The organism is Calothrix sp. NIES-2100 (genome assembly GCF_963875285.1).
Taxonomy (GTDB): Bacteria; Cyanobacteriota; Cyanobacteriia; order Cyanobacteriales; family Nostocaceae; genus Aulosira.
Map to the genome: position 1 here is coordinate 3,236,221 of NZ_CAWNLA010000001.1, position 18,519 is coordinate 3,254,739.

16 protein-coding genes are annotated in these 18,519 nt (G+C 41.7%); 10 read left to right on the forward strand and 6 right to left on the reverse strand.

What is annotated here, in order from left to right:
• Positions 1 to 29: 29 nt before the first annotated feature.
• Entirely contained in the window at positions 30 to 749 is a 720-nt protein-coding gene (locus AACU32_RS13540) for a Nif3-like dinuclear metal center hexameric protein (protein ID WP_096600242.1), read from the forward strand.
• On the opposite strand, the gene AACU32_RS13545 is transcribed toward AACU32_RS13540, so the two are convergent.
• The 6 genes from AACU32_RS13545 to AACU32_RS13570 form a co-directional block, all read right to left on the reverse strand.
• Positions 750 to 1,034 carry a hypothetical protein gene (locus AACU32_RS13545; RefSeq protein WP_096600244.1) on the reverse strand — a complete coding sequence of 95 codons (285 nt, stop codon included), beginning with the start codon at positions 1,032 to 1,034 and terminating at the stop codon, positions 750 to 752.
• A 57-nt stretch (positions 1,035 to 1,091) separates the two neighbouring features.
• Positions 1,092 to 1,508, reverse strand: coding sequence for a hypothetical protein (locus AACU32_RS13550; RefSeq protein ID WP_339377858.1), 417 nt, complete (start codon positions 1,506 to 1,508; stop codon positions 1,092 to 1,094).
• Positions 1,509 to 1,520: 12 nt separating this feature from the next.
• On the reverse strand, positions 1,521 to 2,126 hold the full coding sequence (locus AACU32_RS13555) for an ABC transporter substrate-binding protein (RefSeq protein WP_339377859.1): 606 nt from the start codon (positions 2,124 to 2,126) through the stop codon (positions 1,521 to 1,523).
• Positions 2,127 to 2,296: 170 nt separating this feature from the next.
• Complete coding sequence (locus tag AACU32_RS13560; RefSeq protein ID WP_096600246.1) at positions 2,297 to 2,626, reverse strand: 4Fe-4S dicluster domain-containing protein; 330 nt, start codon at positions 2,624 to 2,626, stop codon at positions 2,297 to 2,299.
• Between the two features lie 104 nt (positions 2,627 to 2,730).
• Positions 2,731 to 4,365 carry an FAD-dependent oxidoreductase gene (locus tag AACU32_RS13565; protein WP_096600248.1) on the reverse strand — a complete coding sequence of 545 codons (1,635 nt, stop codon included), beginning with the start codon at positions 4,363 to 4,365 and terminating at the stop codon, positions 2,731 to 2,733.
• A 538-nt stretch (positions 4,366 to 4,903) separates the two neighbouring features.
• A complete protein-coding gene (locus tag AACU32_RS13570) occupies positions 4,904 to 5,944 on the reverse strand; it encodes an NADP(H)-dependent aldo-keto reductase (RefSeq protein ID WP_096600250.1) in 1,041 nt (346 codons plus the stop codon).
• 536 nt (positions 5,945 to 6,480) lie between these two features.
• Between AACU32_RS13570 and AACU32_RS13575 the strand changes: the two genes are divergently transcribed.
• The 9 genes from AACU32_RS13575 to AACU32_RS13615 all read left to right on the forward strand — a co-directional run bounded on the left by AACU32_RS13575 (position 6,481) and on the right by AACU32_RS13615 (position 18,434).
• Complete coding sequence (locus AACU32_RS13575; RefSeq protein WP_096607990.1) at positions 6,481 to 8,274, forward strand: iron uptake porin; 1,794 nt, start codon at positions 6,481 to 6,483, stop codon at positions 8,272 to 8,274.
• Between the two features lie 184 nt (positions 8,275 to 8,458).
• Positions 8,459 to 9,559: a sulfonate ABC transporter substrate-binding protein gene (locus tag AACU32_RS13580; protein ID WP_096600252.1), complete on the forward strand. Its 1,101-nt coding sequence runs from the start codon at positions 8,459 to 8,461 to the stop codon at positions 9,557 to 9,559.
• A gap of 398 nt (positions 9,560 to 9,957) precedes the next feature.
• Positions 9,958 to 11,778 carry a vanadium-dependent haloperoxidase gene (locus AACU32_RS13585; RefSeq protein WP_096600254.1) on the forward strand — a complete coding sequence of 607 codons (1,821 nt, stop codon included), beginning with the start codon at positions 9,958 to 9,960 and terminating at the stop codon, positions 11,776 to 11,778.
• 163 nt (positions 11,779 to 11,941) lie between these two features.
• Positions 11,942 to 12,967: a hypothetical protein gene (locus AACU32_RS13590; RefSeq protein ID WP_096600256.1), complete on the forward strand. Its 1,026-nt coding sequence runs from the start codon at positions 11,942 to 11,944 to the stop codon at positions 12,965 to 12,967.
• A 122-nt stretch (positions 12,968 to 13,089) separates the two neighbouring features.
• Positions 13,090 to 13,911 (forward strand): NADPH-dependent oxidoreductase, encoded by an 822-nt coding sequence (locus AACU32_RS13595; protein ID WP_096600258.1) that lies wholly within the window; start codon positions 13,090 to 13,092, stop codon positions 13,909 to 13,911.
• An 822-nt stretch (positions 13,912 to 14,733) separates the two neighbouring features.
• Positions 14,734 to 15,534 carry an ATP-binding cassette domain-containing protein gene (locus tag AACU32_RS13600; protein ID WP_096600260.1) on the forward strand — a complete coding sequence of 267 codons (801 nt, stop codon included), beginning with the start codon at positions 14,734 to 14,736 and terminating at the stop codon, positions 15,532 to 15,534.
• A gap of 3 nt (positions 15,535 to 15,537) precedes the next feature.
• Positions 15,538 to 15,711 (forward strand): hypothetical protein, encoded by a 174-nt coding sequence (locus AACU32_RS13605; protein ID WP_339377860.1) that lies wholly within the window; start codon positions 15,538 to 15,540, stop codon positions 15,709 to 15,711.
• A 590-nt stretch (positions 15,712 to 16,301) separates the two neighbouring features.
• The gene (locus tag AACU32_RS13610) at positions 16,302 to 17,429 is read left to right on the forward strand and encodes an aliphatic sulfonate ABC transporter substrate-binding protein (protein ID WP_096600262.1); all 1,128 of its coding nucleotides are present in this window, start codon (positions 16,302 to 16,304) and stop codon (positions 17,427 to 17,429) included.
• A 141-nt stretch (positions 17,430 to 17,570) separates the two neighbouring features.
• Positions 17,571 to 18,434 carry a TauD/TfdA dioxygenase family protein gene (locus AACU32_RS13615; protein ID WP_096600264.1) on the forward strand — a complete coding sequence of 288 codons (864 nt, stop codon included), beginning with the start codon at positions 17,571 to 17,573 and terminating at the stop codon, positions 18,432 to 18,434.
• Positions 18,435 to 18,519: the final 85 nt, after the last annotated feature.

The window sequence follows — 18,519 nt, forward strand, 5'->3', positions numbered from 1 at the left end:
ATTATTTACCAGTATTATGTGCTGTAATAATGACTATTCAATCCAATTCGATTTATATAGAAGAAATAGTAGAGTTCCTTAATAGCTTCTTTAATGTTGAGAAATTTCCTGAGGACGAAAGAGGCGGTATATATTTACCAACATCAAATCCTGTGGAACGTTTAGGATTAGCACTTGAACCAGAGACGCAATTACAGGAATGGGTAATTGATAAACGTTTAGATGCATTATTCTTACATCGACCGTGGAAATTAGAAGTAGAGAAACTTCCGCCAGGATTGGGAATAATTTCCTATCATCTCCCATTTGATGAATGCTTGACAGTGGGTTTTAATCTCCGGTTAGCTCAAGTGTTGAGAATGTCTGATTTAGAAGTATTGGGAGAAAAAGAAAATAGAGCCATTGGCATGATTGGAGAAATACCGACTAAATCTTTTGCACAATTATGCAATTGTGTCATGCAAATTTTTGGCAGACAAGAACAAGTATTACCAGCAGTTAATCATGATATTAAATGCATTGCTGTTGTTGGTGCAATGACAGATTCATTAGTACGTGAAGCCGCCGCCCGTGGTGCTGATGTTTATATCACAGGACAAATTCGCCAGCCAGCCCAAAAGGCAATACAAGAAACCAAAATAGGCGCGATCGCAGTTGGTCATCGTTGTAGTGAAGTGTGGGGTTTACGTTCATTATCTGGAATCCTACAAGAACGCTGGTCTAATTTAGAAGTCTTTATATTAGATTAATCATCTAGCATGAGTATGTAACCAGGTTTGTTTAGCAACATCCCAATGAGAATCAAGCCAACGCTGTTGCGTTTCATCCCAGTGGGATAATGTAGCTAGATCTATCATTGAGATTGCAACTTCAATGTCTTCTTCGGAAGCTAGTGGGCCTGAATCTGCGAAACTGAGTACATCGTCAAAGATTTCGATTATCCACCCTTGATATACTTGCCCATTTGTCAGTTTAAAATAGTGCTTTGTGCCAAACTCACTGAATTCTTCTAGAATAGCTTTTGAGTTTTTCATCAGTCGCTACCTTTTCATCAGTCGCTACCTTTTCCTGAATTAATTTTAAGTCTTTTATTACTTCTGCTGCGTCACAATCCAATCATTCAATTTAAAATCAGACTGGGCTAATTTTTGCGAGACTAAAAATTTCTTTGTTCCTTCTAAAAGTTGCACTCCTTGATCTGGTAAAGGTTCTACTGGGAATTGTGTAATTGGGAAAGAAGCTTTCACTACATCAAGAGGATATCCTGATACATCAGCATGAAATTTATAATAAGCTTCTGGGTTAGCTTGAATATCTTTCACAGCTGCTTGTTTGATTTGATTCAACTTTTGCGGTAAATCTGGATGTTTTGCCAAGAACTCTTCCGTGGCTACAGTAACGCTAGTTCCCCGTAAGTCTGGGTGTTGAATTGCTTCATCAATCACAGGATAACCTTTTGATTTTAACAGCGGCCCGGTTCCAGTTGATGCCGCGATGTCTATCGACAAGCCGCTTCGCGTCTACGCCGCCACATCTCCCCGTTCTAATGCGGCTTGGGCTTCGCTAGGTAACATATGGATGACCTTAACGCGATCGCTTATCCCGGCTTTTTGCAATAATCCAATTAAATAGCGATGCATATAGGAACCTTTGGAAGTCGCTACTTTCTTTCCTGCGAGTTCCGCTACAGAACGAGGCCCATCTTTTTTAGCCAATAACCAAGCATTTGTGCCTACTTGTTCTTGACCTATTAAACGTGTGGGTAAACCTTTAGCTTTACCAACCAGTGCAGGTGTATCACCATAAATTCCTACATCCACTTCCCCAGCCACTAACGCTTCATTCAAGTTCGGCCCGTTGGGAAAATTCAGCGTCTTGATTTCGGTAATCCCCGATTTTTGCAATTCTGGTAAAAGTTTACCTTGATGCATTGCCCAACCTGTCGGCCCAGTGGGTGTTTTAATTTTACCGTTACTAATAAAACCTAAACGCAAGGTAGAAGTTTTTACTTCAGCCTTAGTTGTAGTTGTGGGATTGGGTACAGCTTGGGAAACAGTTTGATTGGAACTACAAGCTGTGCTAAGAAATAACAGGCCAGATACAGCTAGTGTTGGTAGTTTAAGCATGGAAAACGAACCGCTTCAGACACAGAGGAGGGCAGTTGCGTGGGCGGTTTCCCGACTTGAGCAAACTGCCCGTAACGCAAAACAAAAAAGAAAATAGTTAAGTTACCCAGGTAGGGGCACAACAATGTTGTGCCCTGAGGATAATCTGTACATCACCCAGTTAATGTATGCTATTTCATCAGCTTGAGAATTTGGTGTGTAGAATCTTCTTTGGCTAGAGAAGTGCGATCGCGTCCCCAACCAACATTTCTCCGGTAGCTTCCTAAAAGTTCAGCCTCTTTCAGTAATTGTTCATCAATAGAATCTAGAGGATCAACTTGTGGTGCAACATACAAAGCATCCACCGGACAGTACAATTCACACATGAAACAGGTTTGACAATCACTCTGTCTAGCAATAGTAGGTGGTGCATCTGGTACTTTGTCAAAAACGTTTGTCGGGCAAACATTCACGCAAATATTACATTGAATACACCGCGACGCGCTGACTAACTCAATCATACAATTTTGGATTTTCGATTTTAGATTGAAGAATGAGGCGCATTAGTCAAGAACTCCAATCTTTCTCTCTGCGCCTCTGCGCCTCTGCGTGAGAAAAAAAACAATCAAGAAGACGCGCCTACCAATTCTTGTTGTCTCCCTAATCCCTCACTTCTCACCCAAACTTCATCCAACCCACCACTAACTAAATAATGTTGCTGGCTAGCATCCATTTCTGGAAAATCCAGATGCTTGTGCATACCGCGAGTTTCTTTCCGTTCTAAAGCACTACTATACATCCATCGCGCTGTAGCTACCATTGCCGCAGCTTCCCGCATCTGAATAATATTGCGCCCATCCCCAGCTTGACTAGTACGAATCTCTTGCCAGAGGTGATTTAATCTCTGCAATGATGCAGTCAAACCTTGTTCTTTACGGAACAAATTGCGATCGTACGGGAAAACTTCCGCTTGTGTGGCTTGGATAACTTCTCCCGCCTTGATTTGGTGTTGACTACCACTAATCAATCCCGCTTCACCAACAGCTTGCACAGAGCGCTGTGTTCCCCACTCACCCAAATTTTGGGCATACTCAGCCGCAGATTTACCCGCCCAGCAACCAGAAGATATCGCCCAAGCTGCATTGTGACTACCACCACCAGTAAAGCCACCACAAATTAATTCTCTAGTAGCCGCATCACCCGCCGCATAAAGTCCGGGAACTGATGCAGCGCAGGTAGAATCGACAATCCGAATTCCACCTGTACCGCGTACTGTTCCTTCTAAACGCAAGGTGACGGGGAAACGTTGGTTAAAGGGATCAATCCCAGCGCGATCAAAAGGTAAGAAGAAATTCGGCTGTGCTTTGCGCATCTGTGCCTGTATTGCTTCATTCGCTTGATCCAAGATGGCATAAACAGGTTGTGTCAACAGCGTTTGGGCAATCACTGAACGCCCTCGTTGAGAACCTGCACCAGGTATTGGTGTACCATCTTCGTATGTGAAAGTTGCCCAGTTATAAAACAGGGTTTTGGTAACCGAAGAAAAGGCGGGAGAGATGCCATAAGCATTAGAAAACTCCATCCCTGACATCTCTGCACCCGCTTCTGCTGCCATGAGGTATCCATCCCCAGTCAGGACATTGCAACCTAAGGCTTTACTCAAGAAAGCACAACCACCTGTTGCAATGATTACTCCACCTGCACGTACAACCCATTGCTTGCCTGTTTGGCGGTTAATTCCAGTTGCACCAGCAACAGCACCTTCTGCGTCTACTAATAATTGCAAGGCAGGGCTATTGTCTAAAATTGTTACCCCCACCCGCTTGATTTGCTTCCGCATCAGGCGCATATATTCTGGACCCTGGAGACTACGCCGATAGGGTTTTCCCTCGTCATCAACAGGAAAAGGATAACCCCATTCTGCTAATAGGTTGACGTTGGTATAAGTCTGATTCAATACCTGATCCATCCAGGTACGATTGGCTAAAAATCCCCCCAAAGATTCCCGACTGGCTTTTGCAGCTTCTCTCGCTTCAGCATCAGGTGGTACATACCACACACCATTACCGGATGCTGCTGCACAGCCACTTGTACCACAGTAGCCTTTATCGACCAAAACTACCTTTGCACCAGCAGATGCAGCACTCCAAGCAGCCCAAGTACCAGCGGGGCCACCTCCAATTACTAGAACATCTGTTTGCAAGTTATGGTCAACATCAATAGTAGATGAACTCTGCGATCGCCAATGGGGACTACTCATTGAATTCCTCGCCTCAATATTTAAACTTAAGAACTACAGAAAAACTTGGATAATTACACAATCAATACACCAATTTATAACTGCAACTATGGTCATTAGATACAGTTGATAAATGCATATTTTTGCAGCACTGGTATTTACAATACCATAAAATACGGTTACTCGGTCAAGTTACTGTATTTATTTTCAATTAAAGCCTTGCATAATTTTTTCAAAAAATCAAGAGGGAGTTTTATCAAACTTCCAAATCTCAAGAAAAAGCTGAGTTTTTCAGGATTAACATCAGAAAATTACTGCCTAAAGCTGCATATTTTGCCTAAAATAGGCTTATTATCGCTGTTTTATCTATTTGCGTAAAATATTAAATATCAGCTTAAATTTATGAATTTTTATAAAAAATATATTGCGTAGTAAGCACTTCAGTGCTGTTCCCAATGGGCTTTTAAGCACTAAAGTGCTGATTACAAGTTTGTGCTTCAGCACTTTCAAAGGTGCTGTTTTTAAGCACTAAAGTGCTGACTACAGGTTTTTACATAAATTATGGCGCTGGATTGGGATAACGTGTATGAACTGCGTCTAACTCTGCTAAAATCTCTGGGTTAAGAACTACATTTACACTGTCGATGTTTTCTTGTAGTTGTTGTAGTGATGTAGCACCAATAATTGTGCTACTCACAAACCAGCGACTCCGCACAAAAGCTAAAGCTAATTGAGCAGGTGTTAAATTATGTTTTTTAGCAATTTCTACATAAGCTGCTACAGCTTCATTGACATTTTGTTTGAGATAACGTTGTCCAAAACCTTGAAATAGAGACAAGCGGGTATTTTCTGGTTTGCTACCTTCTATATACTTACCTGATAACAAACCAAACCCAAGCGGACTGTAGGCGAGTAAACCAACATTTGTGTAATGCGAAACTTCTGCTAAACCGGAATCAAACACGCGATTTAGCAAATTATAAGCATTTTGAATTGAGATTACTTTCGGTAATCCTAACTTTTTAGCAGCATGAACAAACTTAGTCACACCCCAAGGAGTTTCATTACTCAAACCTATATAGCGGACTTTACCTGCTTTGATTACTTCTGCAAAGGCTGCTAATTGTTCAGAAAAGGCTACAGTTTCCCGTTCCAACTCCGGTTTATACTCTGTCTGACCAAAGGTGGGAACATAGCGATCAGGCCAATGAATTTGGTACAAATCGATAAAATCTGTTTGCAATCGCTTCAAACTATCATCTACCGCCTGCTGAACATTCTTACTATCAATTTTGATATTTCCATCTCGCAGCCAATTAATTGGACGACCGGGCCCAGCAATTTTGGTAGCAACTATCAGTTGATCTCGCTGCTGTTTTTTCAACCATTCGCCAATGTAAGCTTCGGTTTTTCCTTGGGTTTCGCCGCGAGGGGGTACTGGGTACATTTCCGCCGTATCAATAAAATTGACCCCTTGGGCTATAGCATAGTCTAACTGTTGATGGGCTTCTTCAATAGTATTTTGCTGCCCGTAAGTCATGGTTCCTAAACAAATTTCCGAAACCCTTAAGTCACTGTCGCCGAGTTGGTTGTACTTCATAGTTGTGGAACTAATTCTCTTAGTTACTTGGGCAAATCTTCAAGTAATAAAACGCCAAATCTAAATAAAATACAAAAAAACTACCGATTTAGCGTAGTTAATATCTAGGATACGTATATTACCAGAGATTAATCATCGTCACAAGTTTATTTATTATTTTGATAAATATATATATTGTGTGTAGCCAAAAATACTATACCCCTACAGTTTTTCTGGAATACTTGTATCTAGTAAGATAAAAGTACTATAATTCGACCGAATTACCGGAGTATGCAAAAATAAGGTAGTTTAGTCCCTGCCAGAGATTGCTTTTCTCTTACCTAATTTCCTGACTCTCAGAGAAAAAAATAAAGATTTCTTGAAGAACTATCAGATGAAAATCTGAAGTCTGAATAGCTATTCAACAGCAATCTTGACGGCTTCATTGCATTACCTGGAGAGAATTTCCAGAAATTTACGAATGCTGATGTCATCTGGCTGATGCGGAGAAAATTGCCAAATATTTGTCCTAGACCGAAATTGTGTGTTCTATCAAAATGAAAAAAATTTTTGGGAATTCATTGCTAGCTTTACCAACGTTTCTAGTGCTGTTTTTATTAGCAGCCAGCGCGAAAACTCTTGCTCAAGAAGTACCTGTACAAAAAGAGGCAGAAACTTCATCACAGACATTACCGCCTGGGAACAAAACTGTAGTTGAGGCTGATTTAACAGCCCCAGCCAAGACAGCACCCTTGAGTCCCATCGCACAAGTTCCAGTTGTACAACCCACCGTCCCAACACCCAATGACGACCTAGGACAAGTCACCTCTGTCTCCCAACTATCTGATGTTCAGCCTACAGATTGGGCATTCCAAGCCCTACAGTCTCTAGTTGAGCGCTATGGCGTAATTGCTGGATATCCCGATGGCACATTTAAAGGAAACCGGGCCCTGACACGCTATGAATTTGCCGCCGGTTTAAATGTAGCCCTTGATAGACTTAACGAATTAATTGCAACTAGCACTGCTGAGTTAGTTAGGCGGGAAGACTTAGAAACCCTCAAAAAGCTGCAAGAACAATTTGCTGCTGAACTCGCAACTTTGCGAGGAAGAGTAGACTCTCTCGAAGCCCGTTCTGCCAAGTTAGAAGCCACGCAATTTTCCACAACTACCAAACTGCAAGGGCTGGCACAATTCTTTATCGCTGATAGTTTTGGTAATCGTGTCGGTAATAATAGAGATAATACCAATACTTTTTTAAGCTACCGTGCAACCCTCGCTCTCCAAACTAGCTTTACTGGCAAAGACCAGTTGACAACTAGCTTAACAGCATCTAACTTTGTGGCTTTTGGAGGTGCGACTGTTGTTGGAGGGACACCTTTAACGGGAACTAACCAAACCCGATTTAATACAGAAAGAACCACTAGTTATGCAGCAGACAGTAATCTTTATCTTGATAGATTGTTCTATCGCTTCCCATTCGGGAAAAACACTACCGTCTGGGTAGGTGCCAGGGCGCTGCAACCGGTGACTTTTGCGCCTACTCTCAATCCCTTAGTTGGTAATGCCCAAACTGGTACCCTCTCAAGATTTGGACTCTTCAACCCTGTGATTTACCGACCTGGTTTTGATGGTGCTGGTTTAGCTTTTGCCCATAAATTTAGCAATCAACTTCAACTCAACGCAGGTTATATCGTAGATGATGCTCTAGGTAGTAATCCTGGGGGAAACGCCACCAATACAGGAGGATTGTTTGGTAATTCATACGAAGCACTGGCGCAGTTAACCTTCACCCCCAGCCGCAGTCTAGATATTAGTTTCGCCTACGCCCGCAAATACTTCCCTACCCCGGTTTCTCCTGGCCCCAACGGTTCAGTAGTTGTCGCCCCTGGGTCTGGTTATAACATCACTGGTGGTACAGGTACGGCTAACGCTGGTCGTCCTTTTGGTTTAGCACCCACTTCATCTGATAACTTTGGGTTGCAATTTAACTGGAAACCTAGTAATGCTTTCCATATAGGTGGTTGGTTTGGTTATACACAAGCCCATCAAGAAGGTACTAGTAATGATGCTAGTATCATTAACGCGGCGCTGACTCTGGCACTGCCAGATTTAGGCAAAAAAGGTAATCTAGCTGGGTTTGTCTTTGGTATACCACCAAAAGTTACTAGCAATGATGTAGCTACTCGCAGAGACAATGACACCTCTTTTCATATAGAGGGTTTTTACACATACAGGGTGAATGACAATATTAGTGTGACTCCAACGTTGTTTGTCATTACTAACCCAGAGGCTAATTCTGCTAATGATCCGATTTGGGTAGGCGCTCTCCGTACTACCTTTACTTTCTAACAGAATACTATTTAACGCGATGTGCGATCGCTGTTTACTGTTCTTCGCAACAGTATGACACCAAAATCTTCAGACGGTGCGTTACTGACTCCATCCTAACGCACTCTACAAATACTAGAAGTTTAAAATACGGTAAATTGATAGATTTATTGTATGATTATAAATCTCAGATAGGTAAATTCTGATGATTAGTTCAATTTTTCAACGATTGATTGCGGCATGGAAGAGATTTTGGGTTTCTCACTTTGCGCGTCAAAACAGGTTCTTATGGGTTATACCTCTTCCTGTTGCTGGGGCTTTCATTACTGGATTATGTCTCAGTTTATTATTTACAGCTTGCACAGCCAATAATTCCAGCAACAATACTGCTAATTCTGCTAATAATTCCCATCAAAACAAAGCATCAGTAGTCAAATTTGGTTATCAAAAATCGGCAATTCTGCTCAAGAGTAAAGGCATTTTAGAAAAGCGTTTACAACCTCAAGGTGTCTCTGTTGAGTGGATTGAATTTCCAGCCGGGCCACAGCTCTTAGAAGCAATGAATGTCGGTAGTATTGACTTTGGACATACCGGAGAATCACCACCAATTTTTGCCCAAGCTGCGGGAGCTTCATTAACTTACATTGCGGGAATTGCGCCTAGTCCTGCGGGTCAAGCTATTCTCCTTCCTCCAGATTCTCCGATTAAAACGGTAACTGACTTGAAGGGTAAAAAAATTGCCTTTCAGAAAGGTTCTAGCGCTCATTATCTGCTGTTGCAAGTATTAGAAAAATTTGGTTTGAAATACAGTGATATTCAACCAATTTATCTACCACCGGCTGATGCACGCGCTGCATTAGTTAAGGGAAGCTTAGATGCTTGGGTAATTTGGGACCCATTTTATGCAGCCGCCCAAAAAGCCATCAATGCTCGTGTTTTGATTGATGGTACAGAAGTTAATAAACAAGGGGGATATTACTTAGCTAGTCGTAAATTTGCTACTGATAATCCAGAAACAATTAAGTCAATCTTAGAGGAAATTAAAACCCTGGAAGATTGGTCTGATAAGCATCGGGATGAGGTAGCTTCTACACTCTCACCAGTGTTAGGTATTGATTTAGAAACAATGCAAAAGGCTACACAGCGGAAGAAATTTGGCATTGTACCCATTGATAGTAACTTGATTACTCTACAGCAAAAAGTCGCTGATAAATTCTATGAATTGAAATTGATTCCCAAACAGATTGATGTGAAGGAAGCAATGCTTTCACCAGAACAATATGCAGCTTTTTCACCAAAAATATAGGTGTGGCTCAGAAATATAGTAATCCTATTTAATTGGTGAAATCTTGCCTTATCCAGATCCCCGACTTTTTACAAAAGCAGGGGATCTAAATTTTTATGAATGTATTTTTTGCAAAGGGATATCAAAACTACTTGATTTTCGCTGTTGTTTATGGGAAATTTTGATTAAAGTACTTTAAATTTTTAGGATTAACGTAGTTAAAAAATGCTGGGAAAAACCTGTTAGTTGTAGCTATGCGATCGCGCTTTGAGAAACAGCACTAAATCACTACAGCTAAAGTTACCTTCCAGTAGTACAATTCCAGATTTTATCCCCAATGTAGTTGAGATAGTTCGTATTCAGGACTGAAGTCCTGACTACAAATTTTTTATCTAATTCTTTGCCAGTGGAGACATCTCATGTCAGTAGATCCCAATTCTCACCAAAGTTCCGAACAGGATGCTTTAGTTCCTCATGAAACACCCCAAGTTAAGCGACCCCGACGCTTCCTTGGTGGCGCTAGTAGACGCTCTTTTCTTGGGCGTGTCGGTTTGTTGACTACTAGTAGTGTGGTAGCTGGAGTTTTAGGTTCACCCATTACCTCCAAAAAGGGAGAAGACATTGTTCAGGCTGCCGAACCTGGGGTAAAGTCCGACCATAACAACTTACGGGAGAAAGCTTTTCAAGTCCGTACAACAGCAGCCAAGAATAATCGGGAAATTCCCATTCCTCCCCATCCCACCAATGGAGATGAGGCGAAATATGCCAACAAAATTGCTACAGATACACGCGGATTACCCCATAATCAGTTGGGCGAAGTGGATCTGAAGGCTTATCAATCTTTTATTAATGCCCTGAACTCTGGCGACCCCAACGAATATGAAAAAATCATCTTGGGTGGCAAACGGAAACTGGTACAACCACTCACACCATTAGCAATTAGTTTGAGTGGGGTAAATACTTGCCAATTGGCGATTCCAGTACCCCCTACCCTCGATAGTGCAGAGCAAGCAGCGGAATTTCTGGAAATTGCTTGGCAACAACTCTTGCAGGATGTACCTTTTAGCGAGTTCCGTAATGACACAACTAACCCGCTGATTCTGGCAGCTGTTCAAGATTTGAATCGGTTATCAGCATTTAAAGGGCCGAAACAGAATGGAAAGGTAACGCCAGAACTACTATTTCGAGGCACGGCAATTTACGCTGATGGTTCTGGTAAAACGACTTACCACACCTTACCAGGGGTAGAAGTCGGCCCTTACGTATCCCAGTTCTTACTGCGTCCTGTCCCTGCGGGAACACATAGTTATCCTCAGCTTAATCGTGTGCCCCTAGCTATTCCCGAAAATACATTTCAAACAAACTATGATGAATGGTTACTAGTGCAAAATGGTGGTGATCCTGGTCGAACAATTAAGTTTGACTCAACCCGTCGCTACTTTATCAATGGGCGCGACCAATCAGAAATAGCCCACACGCCACCACCAGTCTATACAAATGCTGCGTTAATTCTCCTCGCCAAACCAAGCAGTGATAATCCCCTAGCGGGTGGCGTTGGTTCACCTTACAATCCTGGCAATCCTTATAACAAGTCAAAAACTCAAGTGGGTGGTTCAGGGACATTTGGCCCTGGGTATGCACAATCTCTCATCGGTTGGGTTAGTCCACACGCAATTAGAGCCGCCTACTGGCAGAAGTATTATGTTCACCGTCGTTTGCGGGCAGAGGCTTATGGTGGGTTGGTTCACAACAACAAGGTGAATAAAACGAACTATCCGATTCACCAGGAAGTATTCAAGTCAGAAGCACTCGATCGCATTTACAGCAAAAACAAATCCTACTTGCTGCCACAAGCCTTTCCCGAAGGGGCACCATTCCACTCTTCTTATCCAGGGGGCGCTTCGGTTTCTGCTGGTGCTAGCGTAACGATTTTGAAGGCGCTATTTGATGAGAGTTATGTAATTCCTAATCCAGTGATACCAGATCCCAAAGATCCTACCAAATTGATTCCCTATGAAGGGCCACCGTTGACCGTGGGTGGAGAATTGAACAAGCTAGCGGCGAATATTGGCTTGGGTCGTGATAGCGCGGGAATTCACTGGCGCACGGATGCAGCAGCCTCGTTGGCACTTGGGGAAGCGATCGCAATTGGTATCCTCAGAGATGAGAAACTCACCTTCCGCGAAATATTTGCAGGTTTCACATTCACCAAATTTGATGGTACAAAGGTCACCATCTAAAATTTTTCAACTGCCAATACTGCTGAGTTATTTAGGGAAAAGGGGTAAGATGAGGGAGATCAGGGCAGAGAATTTTATTCGCTCCCTTATTCCCTTGCCTTATCCCCATCCCTACTAACTTTTGACTATCATATATCAGACTATTTAGCCGAAGAATGTCATCATGCCTCAGCTTCGGAAATTTTACCCTCGATCGCGGTTTGTGTTTTTGGGTATAGTTTTAGCGATCGCACTTTTGATCTATAAACTACAAGCCCCGGAAATATCCCCAGATATAAAACTAGCGAAGAAACTAGGCGCAGAAATAATTACTGCTTGTCCTGTGGTTAACGAGCCAAAAAATTTAGCAGCCTTCAACTCATGCGCCGACAACCTCTCTCAGCTAAAAACCCTCCGCGATACCATGAATGCACCATTTTTGTGGGGCGCTCAAAGTCAAGTTGGTAATTACAATATTAAAGATACTCAAACCACTCAATTTGATCCATTAGTATGGCGACATACTTACCTGTCTACATTTATGTTTAAAGGTGAACCATTAGTTGAACAGGTAAATAACTTAACCGTCATCCACCTCCCTACTCAGTTCCGCAATCAGTTAGATATAGGAGATTTTCCTTATCCGTTTTGGCACTCATCAAAAAAGTGGGATTCTTACCAACAAACTACAGAATTACTTTTCTTTCTGGAACAGAAAAAACTCAAAGGGGCACTGCGTTCAGCTGTCGTTGATCCAAAACGTCCAAAGGTAGATCATGCATGGGACGGTAAGTGGGTTTGGACTGATGCTAGTGGCAAACAGCAGCCTTATGTAACACTATATACCCGTTTATTTTCATCATCCAACCCACACATAGCCAAAGTTGATGCTGCTTATCGGGCATTCGAGGACAAGCTGCGATCGCATTCTTGTCTTGCTTGTCATAGTCCTGACAACACCAGTAAGCAGAATCCCTTATTAATCCTGAATTATCCCAATCAGGCACTCACCTTACGACACGAAACAGTCCGCCAAATCCAAGAAAAACGGATGCCTCCGCCAAATGGGATTGCCAATGAACAAGAACGACAAAAGCTGATTGAACTTGCCCAAACATTTGCAGAAGCAGGCGATCAGGCTCTTGCTTACGAAGGAGAAAAAATCACTTTGGAAAAAAAACTATCGCAATCCTCAATCAATTATCAATAGGCGCGTACTATAGGATTCCTATATAGCCATTCTCCCTGGGATGAAGTTTTTAACGTCTTGATTCCAAGTTAGAGAAACTTATGTAGGGTCTTGAATTTTATCCTTCATTCTTTATTCTTCACATGCCTAATTTTACCGAGTTGCTTAATCATCGTTATGGCGCTAGCCCAGTCAATACAGATTTACCTGGAAATGACTTGATCGGTTCTCTGTTATCTCACCGTTCAATTCGGGCTTACTTACCGGACGCTTTACCGTCAGGAACCTTAGAAACTTTAGTAGCAGCAGCACAATCAGCATCTACATCCTCAAATCTCCAAACTTGGAGTGTAGTGGCTATAGAAGATCCAAACCGCAAGGAAAAGTTATCGCAACTAGCTAATAATCAAGCCCATATTCGCCAGTCTCCGTTATTTCTTGTCTGGTTGGCAGATTTAGCGAGACTCGCATACATTGCTGAAAGTCGGGGATTACCCCATGAAGGCTTAGATTATCTGGAAATGTTTTTGACTGCGGCGATTGATGCAGCGTTAGCGGCGCAAAATGCTGTAGTAGCGGCGGAGTCGCTGGGTTTGGGAACGGTGTATATTGGTGCGTTGCGTAACAAACCAGAAGAAGTGGCGGAGGTTTTAGGTTTACCAAAACAGGTATTTGCTGTTTTTGGTTTGTGTGTCGGTTATGCTAATGGTACTGTGGAAACAGCAATTAAACCACGCTTACCCCAGACGGCGGTGCTACATCGGGAAACGTACAAACTCGCAGAACAAGAAGAAGATATCGCTGTTTATAACCAAGCAATGCAAGCTTTTTACCAGTCTCAAAACATGAATGTCCCTGGTGATTGGACAGAACATTCTGCTAAACGGGTGGCTTTTGCTCAGTCTATATCAGGGCGCGATCGCTTGCGGGAAGCTTTGAATAATTTGGGGTTTGAACTGCGTTAATTTTTTCTAGGATACCTAGTTTTATTTGCTAAATCTATTTTGAGGATTGTCCCTACTTTCAATACTAAGAAGGTAGGGTTAATTTTTTGATGTGAATCTTCTCAAAGATGACTCTTTATGCTTACTAAAAATCTCTACTTTCCTTTTGAGTCCGTAGTCGAAACTTTAGTAAGTCTAGCTGTGGGTATTCATATATATCAAGATATTTAATTCTTTCACGGCAGAGATAATCACGCGATCGCCTTTTTCATCCAGCATATCTAAATTGTGTAGCTATCAACACATTTTTTAAGTTTTTTTATAAAAAATCTACTTGCCTTTTTGCCCCACCTATGTGAGACTACTAGAAATATACTACTAAAACTTGACAAAGTTACCGTAGTTTTAGCGATGATTTATCAACAATTAGACAATTACTAGGTAGCTAGCTGATGTAAGAGTCTTCTTGAAAGGGTTTTCAGATTACAGAAACTTAAGGGAGGAAAAGCAATGTCAGGCAGAAAATCTTGTTGTAGCCGTAGTTAATACCAAGTTGCAATCAAAGGTAGTATCTGTCAAAAGGGGCGGGAACGCAGTGAAGGGAAGCAATCTCATTAATCTCAAGCTACTACAACAGACCGCAACTTAGGATAGTGACATTCTTGCCCGATATTCGCTTAAGTAACTGGTCTTCATGACCGTAGGAATCGGATGAGAAATATAGTTACTAAAGACCATATAGGTATATTTTAGCTGGTATTTTTTTGACTACGAGGCTGCTCTAGCCATATAGAGACATTTAATCAGTTTACTGATGCGAGAGCAAAAAAGGAGATTTGTAGAATGACATCTGAAGTACGAGGAATGCGTTTAACACTACAAGGACTAAACAAGTCCTTTGGGCACAAGACAGTTTTGCAGGATATTGATTTGGAGATTAAGCCTGGGGAATTTGTCGCCATAGTTGGGCGCAGTGGTTGCGGTAAAAGTACAATGTTACGGCTGATTGCTGGACTAGATGCACCAACTGGGGGTGGTGTGTTTTTAAACGATCAGCATTCTCATCATCGGATTAACCCAGATATCCGTATGATGTTCCAAGATGCACGGTTACTACCTTGGCAACGGGTACTAACAAATGTGGAGTTAGGCTTGTTAGGTGCTAACTCGCAAGTGTATGCAAAACAAACAGCTTTGCAAGTATTGCGTGCTGTGGGATTAGAAGATCGGGCCCACGAATGGCCTTCAGTTTTGTCTGGTGGACAACGCCAACGGGTAGCCTTAGCCAGAGCCTTAGCAAGTAGTCCGGCTTTATTGCTGCTAGATGAGCCTCTGGGCGCGTTGGATGCACTGACTCGGATTGAAATGCAGCAATTGCTAGAGAAATTATGGCAAGAGCAAGGATTTACTGCATTACTAATTACCCATGATGTGGAAGAAGCTGTGGTACTAGCAGACCGAGTATTACTCATTGAAAACGGTCAGATTGGCTTAGATTTAGAGATTAATTTGCCACGTCCACGAGTTAGAGGAGATGTTGCACTAGCTCAGACTGTGGAGAAACTTTTACAACGAGTAATGGGTCAGCAAGAGCGCGAACCAGCATTACAAGAATCACAGTCATTCACATCTTTGATAGTATAAATTGTGATATGTATCGCTGTAGACACAAAGAAAGCGATCGCCTTAAGTAATTACCAGTACAAATATATTGGTCACTTTGCCTCCGCCAGAGAAGCGTTGTGTAAATCCCGATTCATCGGGAGAGTGACGCAGCGCTTCCCTTACCTCAAATTTGAGCCACCTATTGAAGTTAGATAGCAGTTTCAATCGTGACTTCTTCAAAGGTACGGCTGTCCAAAAACCCCATCAGAGTTTTTCACAGATGGTAAATATTTCATCTTGAGTGGTTCGTCAACTTCAACACACATGGCATTAGGGAGGAGAATTGCGTCTCTCATCAAGCGGAACATTTTTCTTCCCCCCATTTCCTAAAATCCTCTCTGAATTTTTCCAGTAAATACCCGGACAATACTTACCAAATATAGATGGCTCATCCAAGATTAATCATATTCTGCTTCCTTAATTACAATTTTCCATCACAGTAACCCTCTCATGAATCTATCTTAAGGTGGCTTACTCCACCTTAATTTCTCAAATCTGATATCAAAACTAAGCTGTGGCTCTGTAGTTATTTTATTCAAACTTAATTTTCAAAAATTAGATAGTAAGTAGTTCTATCTATATCCAAGACATTTTTGTAGTGCATTTCGCTCAAGCTTAACAACACCCTATGAAATTAGAATTCAAGATAAAAAAATTTGTAGATACCCGCAGTCATTAGCTGAGGGTATTTCGTCTTGTCTAAGTTTGTATTTTGTAATATTTTTAAGGCAGAGGTAAGTCAATTAATGGAAGGTCTGAAAGCTAAATTAGCATCTGGGAAACGCGGACATATTACTCGTCGGTCAGCGTTATTTGCTCTTGGTTACAGCTTAGTGTTATCAACAACACTATTCAGTTGCAGTACACCAGATAAAAATCCTCAAAAACAAGCAGATTCATCTGCTTCTAATACAAATAATACAACTACTAACACAGCTAATACATCTACATCTGGTAGTGGGCAGAAAGTAGTGAGAATTGTACGTTCTAAACAGCTGACTGCCCTAGCTGTTCTTGAAAAACAAGGTAAGCTAGAAAAAAAATTAGCAGACCTTGGTTACAAGCTAGAATGGCCTGAGTTTGCGGCGGGACCACAACAATTAGAAGCATTAAATGCCAATGGTCTAGATATTGCTTCCACAGCAGAATCTCCCCCCGTCTTTGCGCAAGCAGCCGGAACTCCTTTAGTATATTTAGCGGCTAATTCCTCTGATGGTAAAGCAGTTTCGCTGTTAGTACCTAACAATTCGACAGTTAAAAGTGTCAAAGATTTGAAAGGTAAAAAAGTTGGTTTTCAAAAAGCATCTATTGGTCATTACCTATTAGTGAGAGCTTTAGAAAAAGAAGGGCTGAAACTATCTGATGTCCAGTCGGCTTTCCTACCACCTCCCGATGCGAATGTCGCATTTAGCCAAGGCAAAATAGATGCTTGGTTTATTTGGGAACCATTTGTTACCAGAAATGTGCAAAACAAAGTTGGTCGTGTGCTGATAGATGGCGGTAATGGATTGCGGGATACTAACAATTTTTACTCCACAAACCGCAAATTCTATCAAGAAAATCCCGAAGTAATTAAAGTCTTTTTGGACGAACTACAAAAAGCCCAAATTTGGTCTAAACAACATCCAAAAGAAATCGCCGAATTACTTGCACCTGTGACGCAATTGGATGTCCCAACCTTAGAAGCTATGCACGGTAAATATGATTTCTCATTGGAACCAATTACGGAGAAAATCATTACCAAACAACAAGAAGTAGCTGACAAATGGTTTTCTTTGGAACTCATACCTAAAAAGGTAAATGTCAAAGATGGATTTTTGACACCTGAAGAATATACCAAAATTACACCTCAAGATGTATTGGCCAAGCAGTAATTAGAAGATGAGGGGAATGATGGGGACAAGAGGGAATTTCTATATCCCCACAAAGAGGGTATCAAAATCCTTCTGCCAATGACCAATTACAAATTTCCCCCACTCCTCATTCACCATTTTCACAACACAAAGAAGAACACCATGCCCACATTAACGTTAACAGAAGTTAAAATAACTCCCTTAGATGCACCTTTAGGTGCTGTTGTTACAGGATTAGATGCGAGTCAAGCTGTTGCACCTGAAATAATTTTGCAACTAAAACAAGCATTGCGCGATCGCCATATTCTCATTTTCAAGAATCAACGGCTAACTGATGAGCAATTTTTGAACTTTGCGTTCTACTTTGGTTCCTTGTTTGTACCACCAGAAGATATCCCGGTTTTAGCTTCAGAAACAGGAGTTACACCAGTGATTATTCCTGTTTCTAACGTCGATGGTGGTTATACGGGTACAGGTGAATTAGCTTTCCATTCCGATCACCATTGGACTCCCTACCCCTCTAGTGGTTCTCTACTCTATGCTTTAGAAGTTCCTTCCCAAGGTGGTGAGACTTCTTGGCTGAATTTGAATTTGGCTTATGAGACGTTAGATGAGTCTACCAAGCAGCGAATAGCAGATTTACAGTTAATTACTTACAATCCATTTTTGCGCGATCGGAATGCACCTCGTTCCGATTATCGTCTTGATAAGAGTATTCCCCTAATTAGCCCTGTGTTTCCTCATCCTCTGGTACGCACGCATCCAGAAAGCGGTAAAAAGATTTTATACCTTGATTACGCCACAGAAGTAGAAGTAGTTGGCTTAGAACCGCAAGCAGGAGCAGAATTAATTGCTCAATTGCGCCAACATCTCAATCAGCCACGGTTTTATTATCAACACAAATGGGCTATAGGTGACATTGTTTACTGGGATAATCAAGCTACTTTGCACCACAGACAACCATTTGACCCTAATGAAAGACGGGTATTGAAGCGTATAAGTTTAGCTGGAAGTCGCCCGTTTTAGTAATTGAGATTGTGAGTGAATAACCGCAACAGTTTTGATTGAATAGAAGACTAAAGTGCTGACTACAAATATTATTCTCAAAATT

Bases quoted from the DNA above. Each gene is read 5' to 3' on its own strand.
- AACU32_RS13570 (WP_096600250.1), bottom strand. From the start codon at position 5,944: ATGAAGTACAACCAACTCGGCGACAGTGACTTAAGGGTTTCGGAAATT.
- AACU32_RS13565 (WP_096600248.1), bottom strand. From the start codon at position 4,365: ATGAGTAGTCCCCATTGGCGATCGCAGAGTTCATCTACTATTGATGTT.
- AACU32_RS13595 (WP_096600258.1), top strand. From the start codon at position 13,090: ATGCCTAATTTTACCGAGTTGCTTAATCATCGTTATGGCGCTAGCCCA.
- AACU32_RS13590 (WP_096600256.1), top strand. From the start codon at position 11,942: ATGCCTCAGCTTCGGAAATTTTACCCTCGATCGCGGTTTGTGTTTTTG.
- AACU32_RS13560 (WP_096600246.1), bottom strand. From the start codon at position 2,626: ATGATTGAGTTAGTCAGCGCGTCGCGGTGTATTCAATGTAATATTTGC.
- AACU32_RS13615 (WP_096600264.1), top strand. From the start codon at position 17,571: ATGCCCACATTAACGTTAACAGAAGTTAAAATAACTCCCTTAGATGCA.
- AACU32_RS13540 (WP_096600242.1), top strand. From the start codon at position 30: ATGACTATTCAATCCAATTCGATTTATATAGAAGAAATAGTAGAGTTC.
- AACU32_RS13555 (WP_339377859.1), bottom strand. From the start codon at position 2,126: ATGCTTAAACTACCAACACTAGCTGTATCTGGCCTGTTATTTCTTAGC.
- AACU32_RS13575 (WP_096607990.1), top strand. From the start codon at position 6,481: ATGAAAAAAATTTTTGGGAATTCATTGCTAGCTTTACCAACGTTTCTA.
- AACU32_RS13600 (WP_096600260.1), top strand. From the start codon at position 14,734: ATGACATCTGAAGTACGAGGAATGCGTTTAACACTACAAGGACTAAAC.
- AACU32_RS13585 (WP_096600254.1), top strand. From the start codon at position 9,958: ATGTCAGTAGATCCCAATTCTCACCAAAGTTCCGAACAGGATGCTTTA.
- AACU32_RS13545 (WP_096600244.1), bottom strand. From the start codon at position 1,034: ATGAAAAACTCAAAAGCTATTCTAGAAGAATTCAGTGAGTTTGGCACA.
- AACU32_RS13580 (WP_096600252.1), top strand. From the start codon at position 8,459: ATGATTAGTTCAATTTTTCAACGATTGATTGCGGCATGGAAGAGATTT.
- AACU32_RS13610 (WP_096600262.1), top strand. From the start codon at position 16,302: ATGGAAGGTCTGAAAGCTAAATTAGCATCTGGGAAACGCGGACATATT.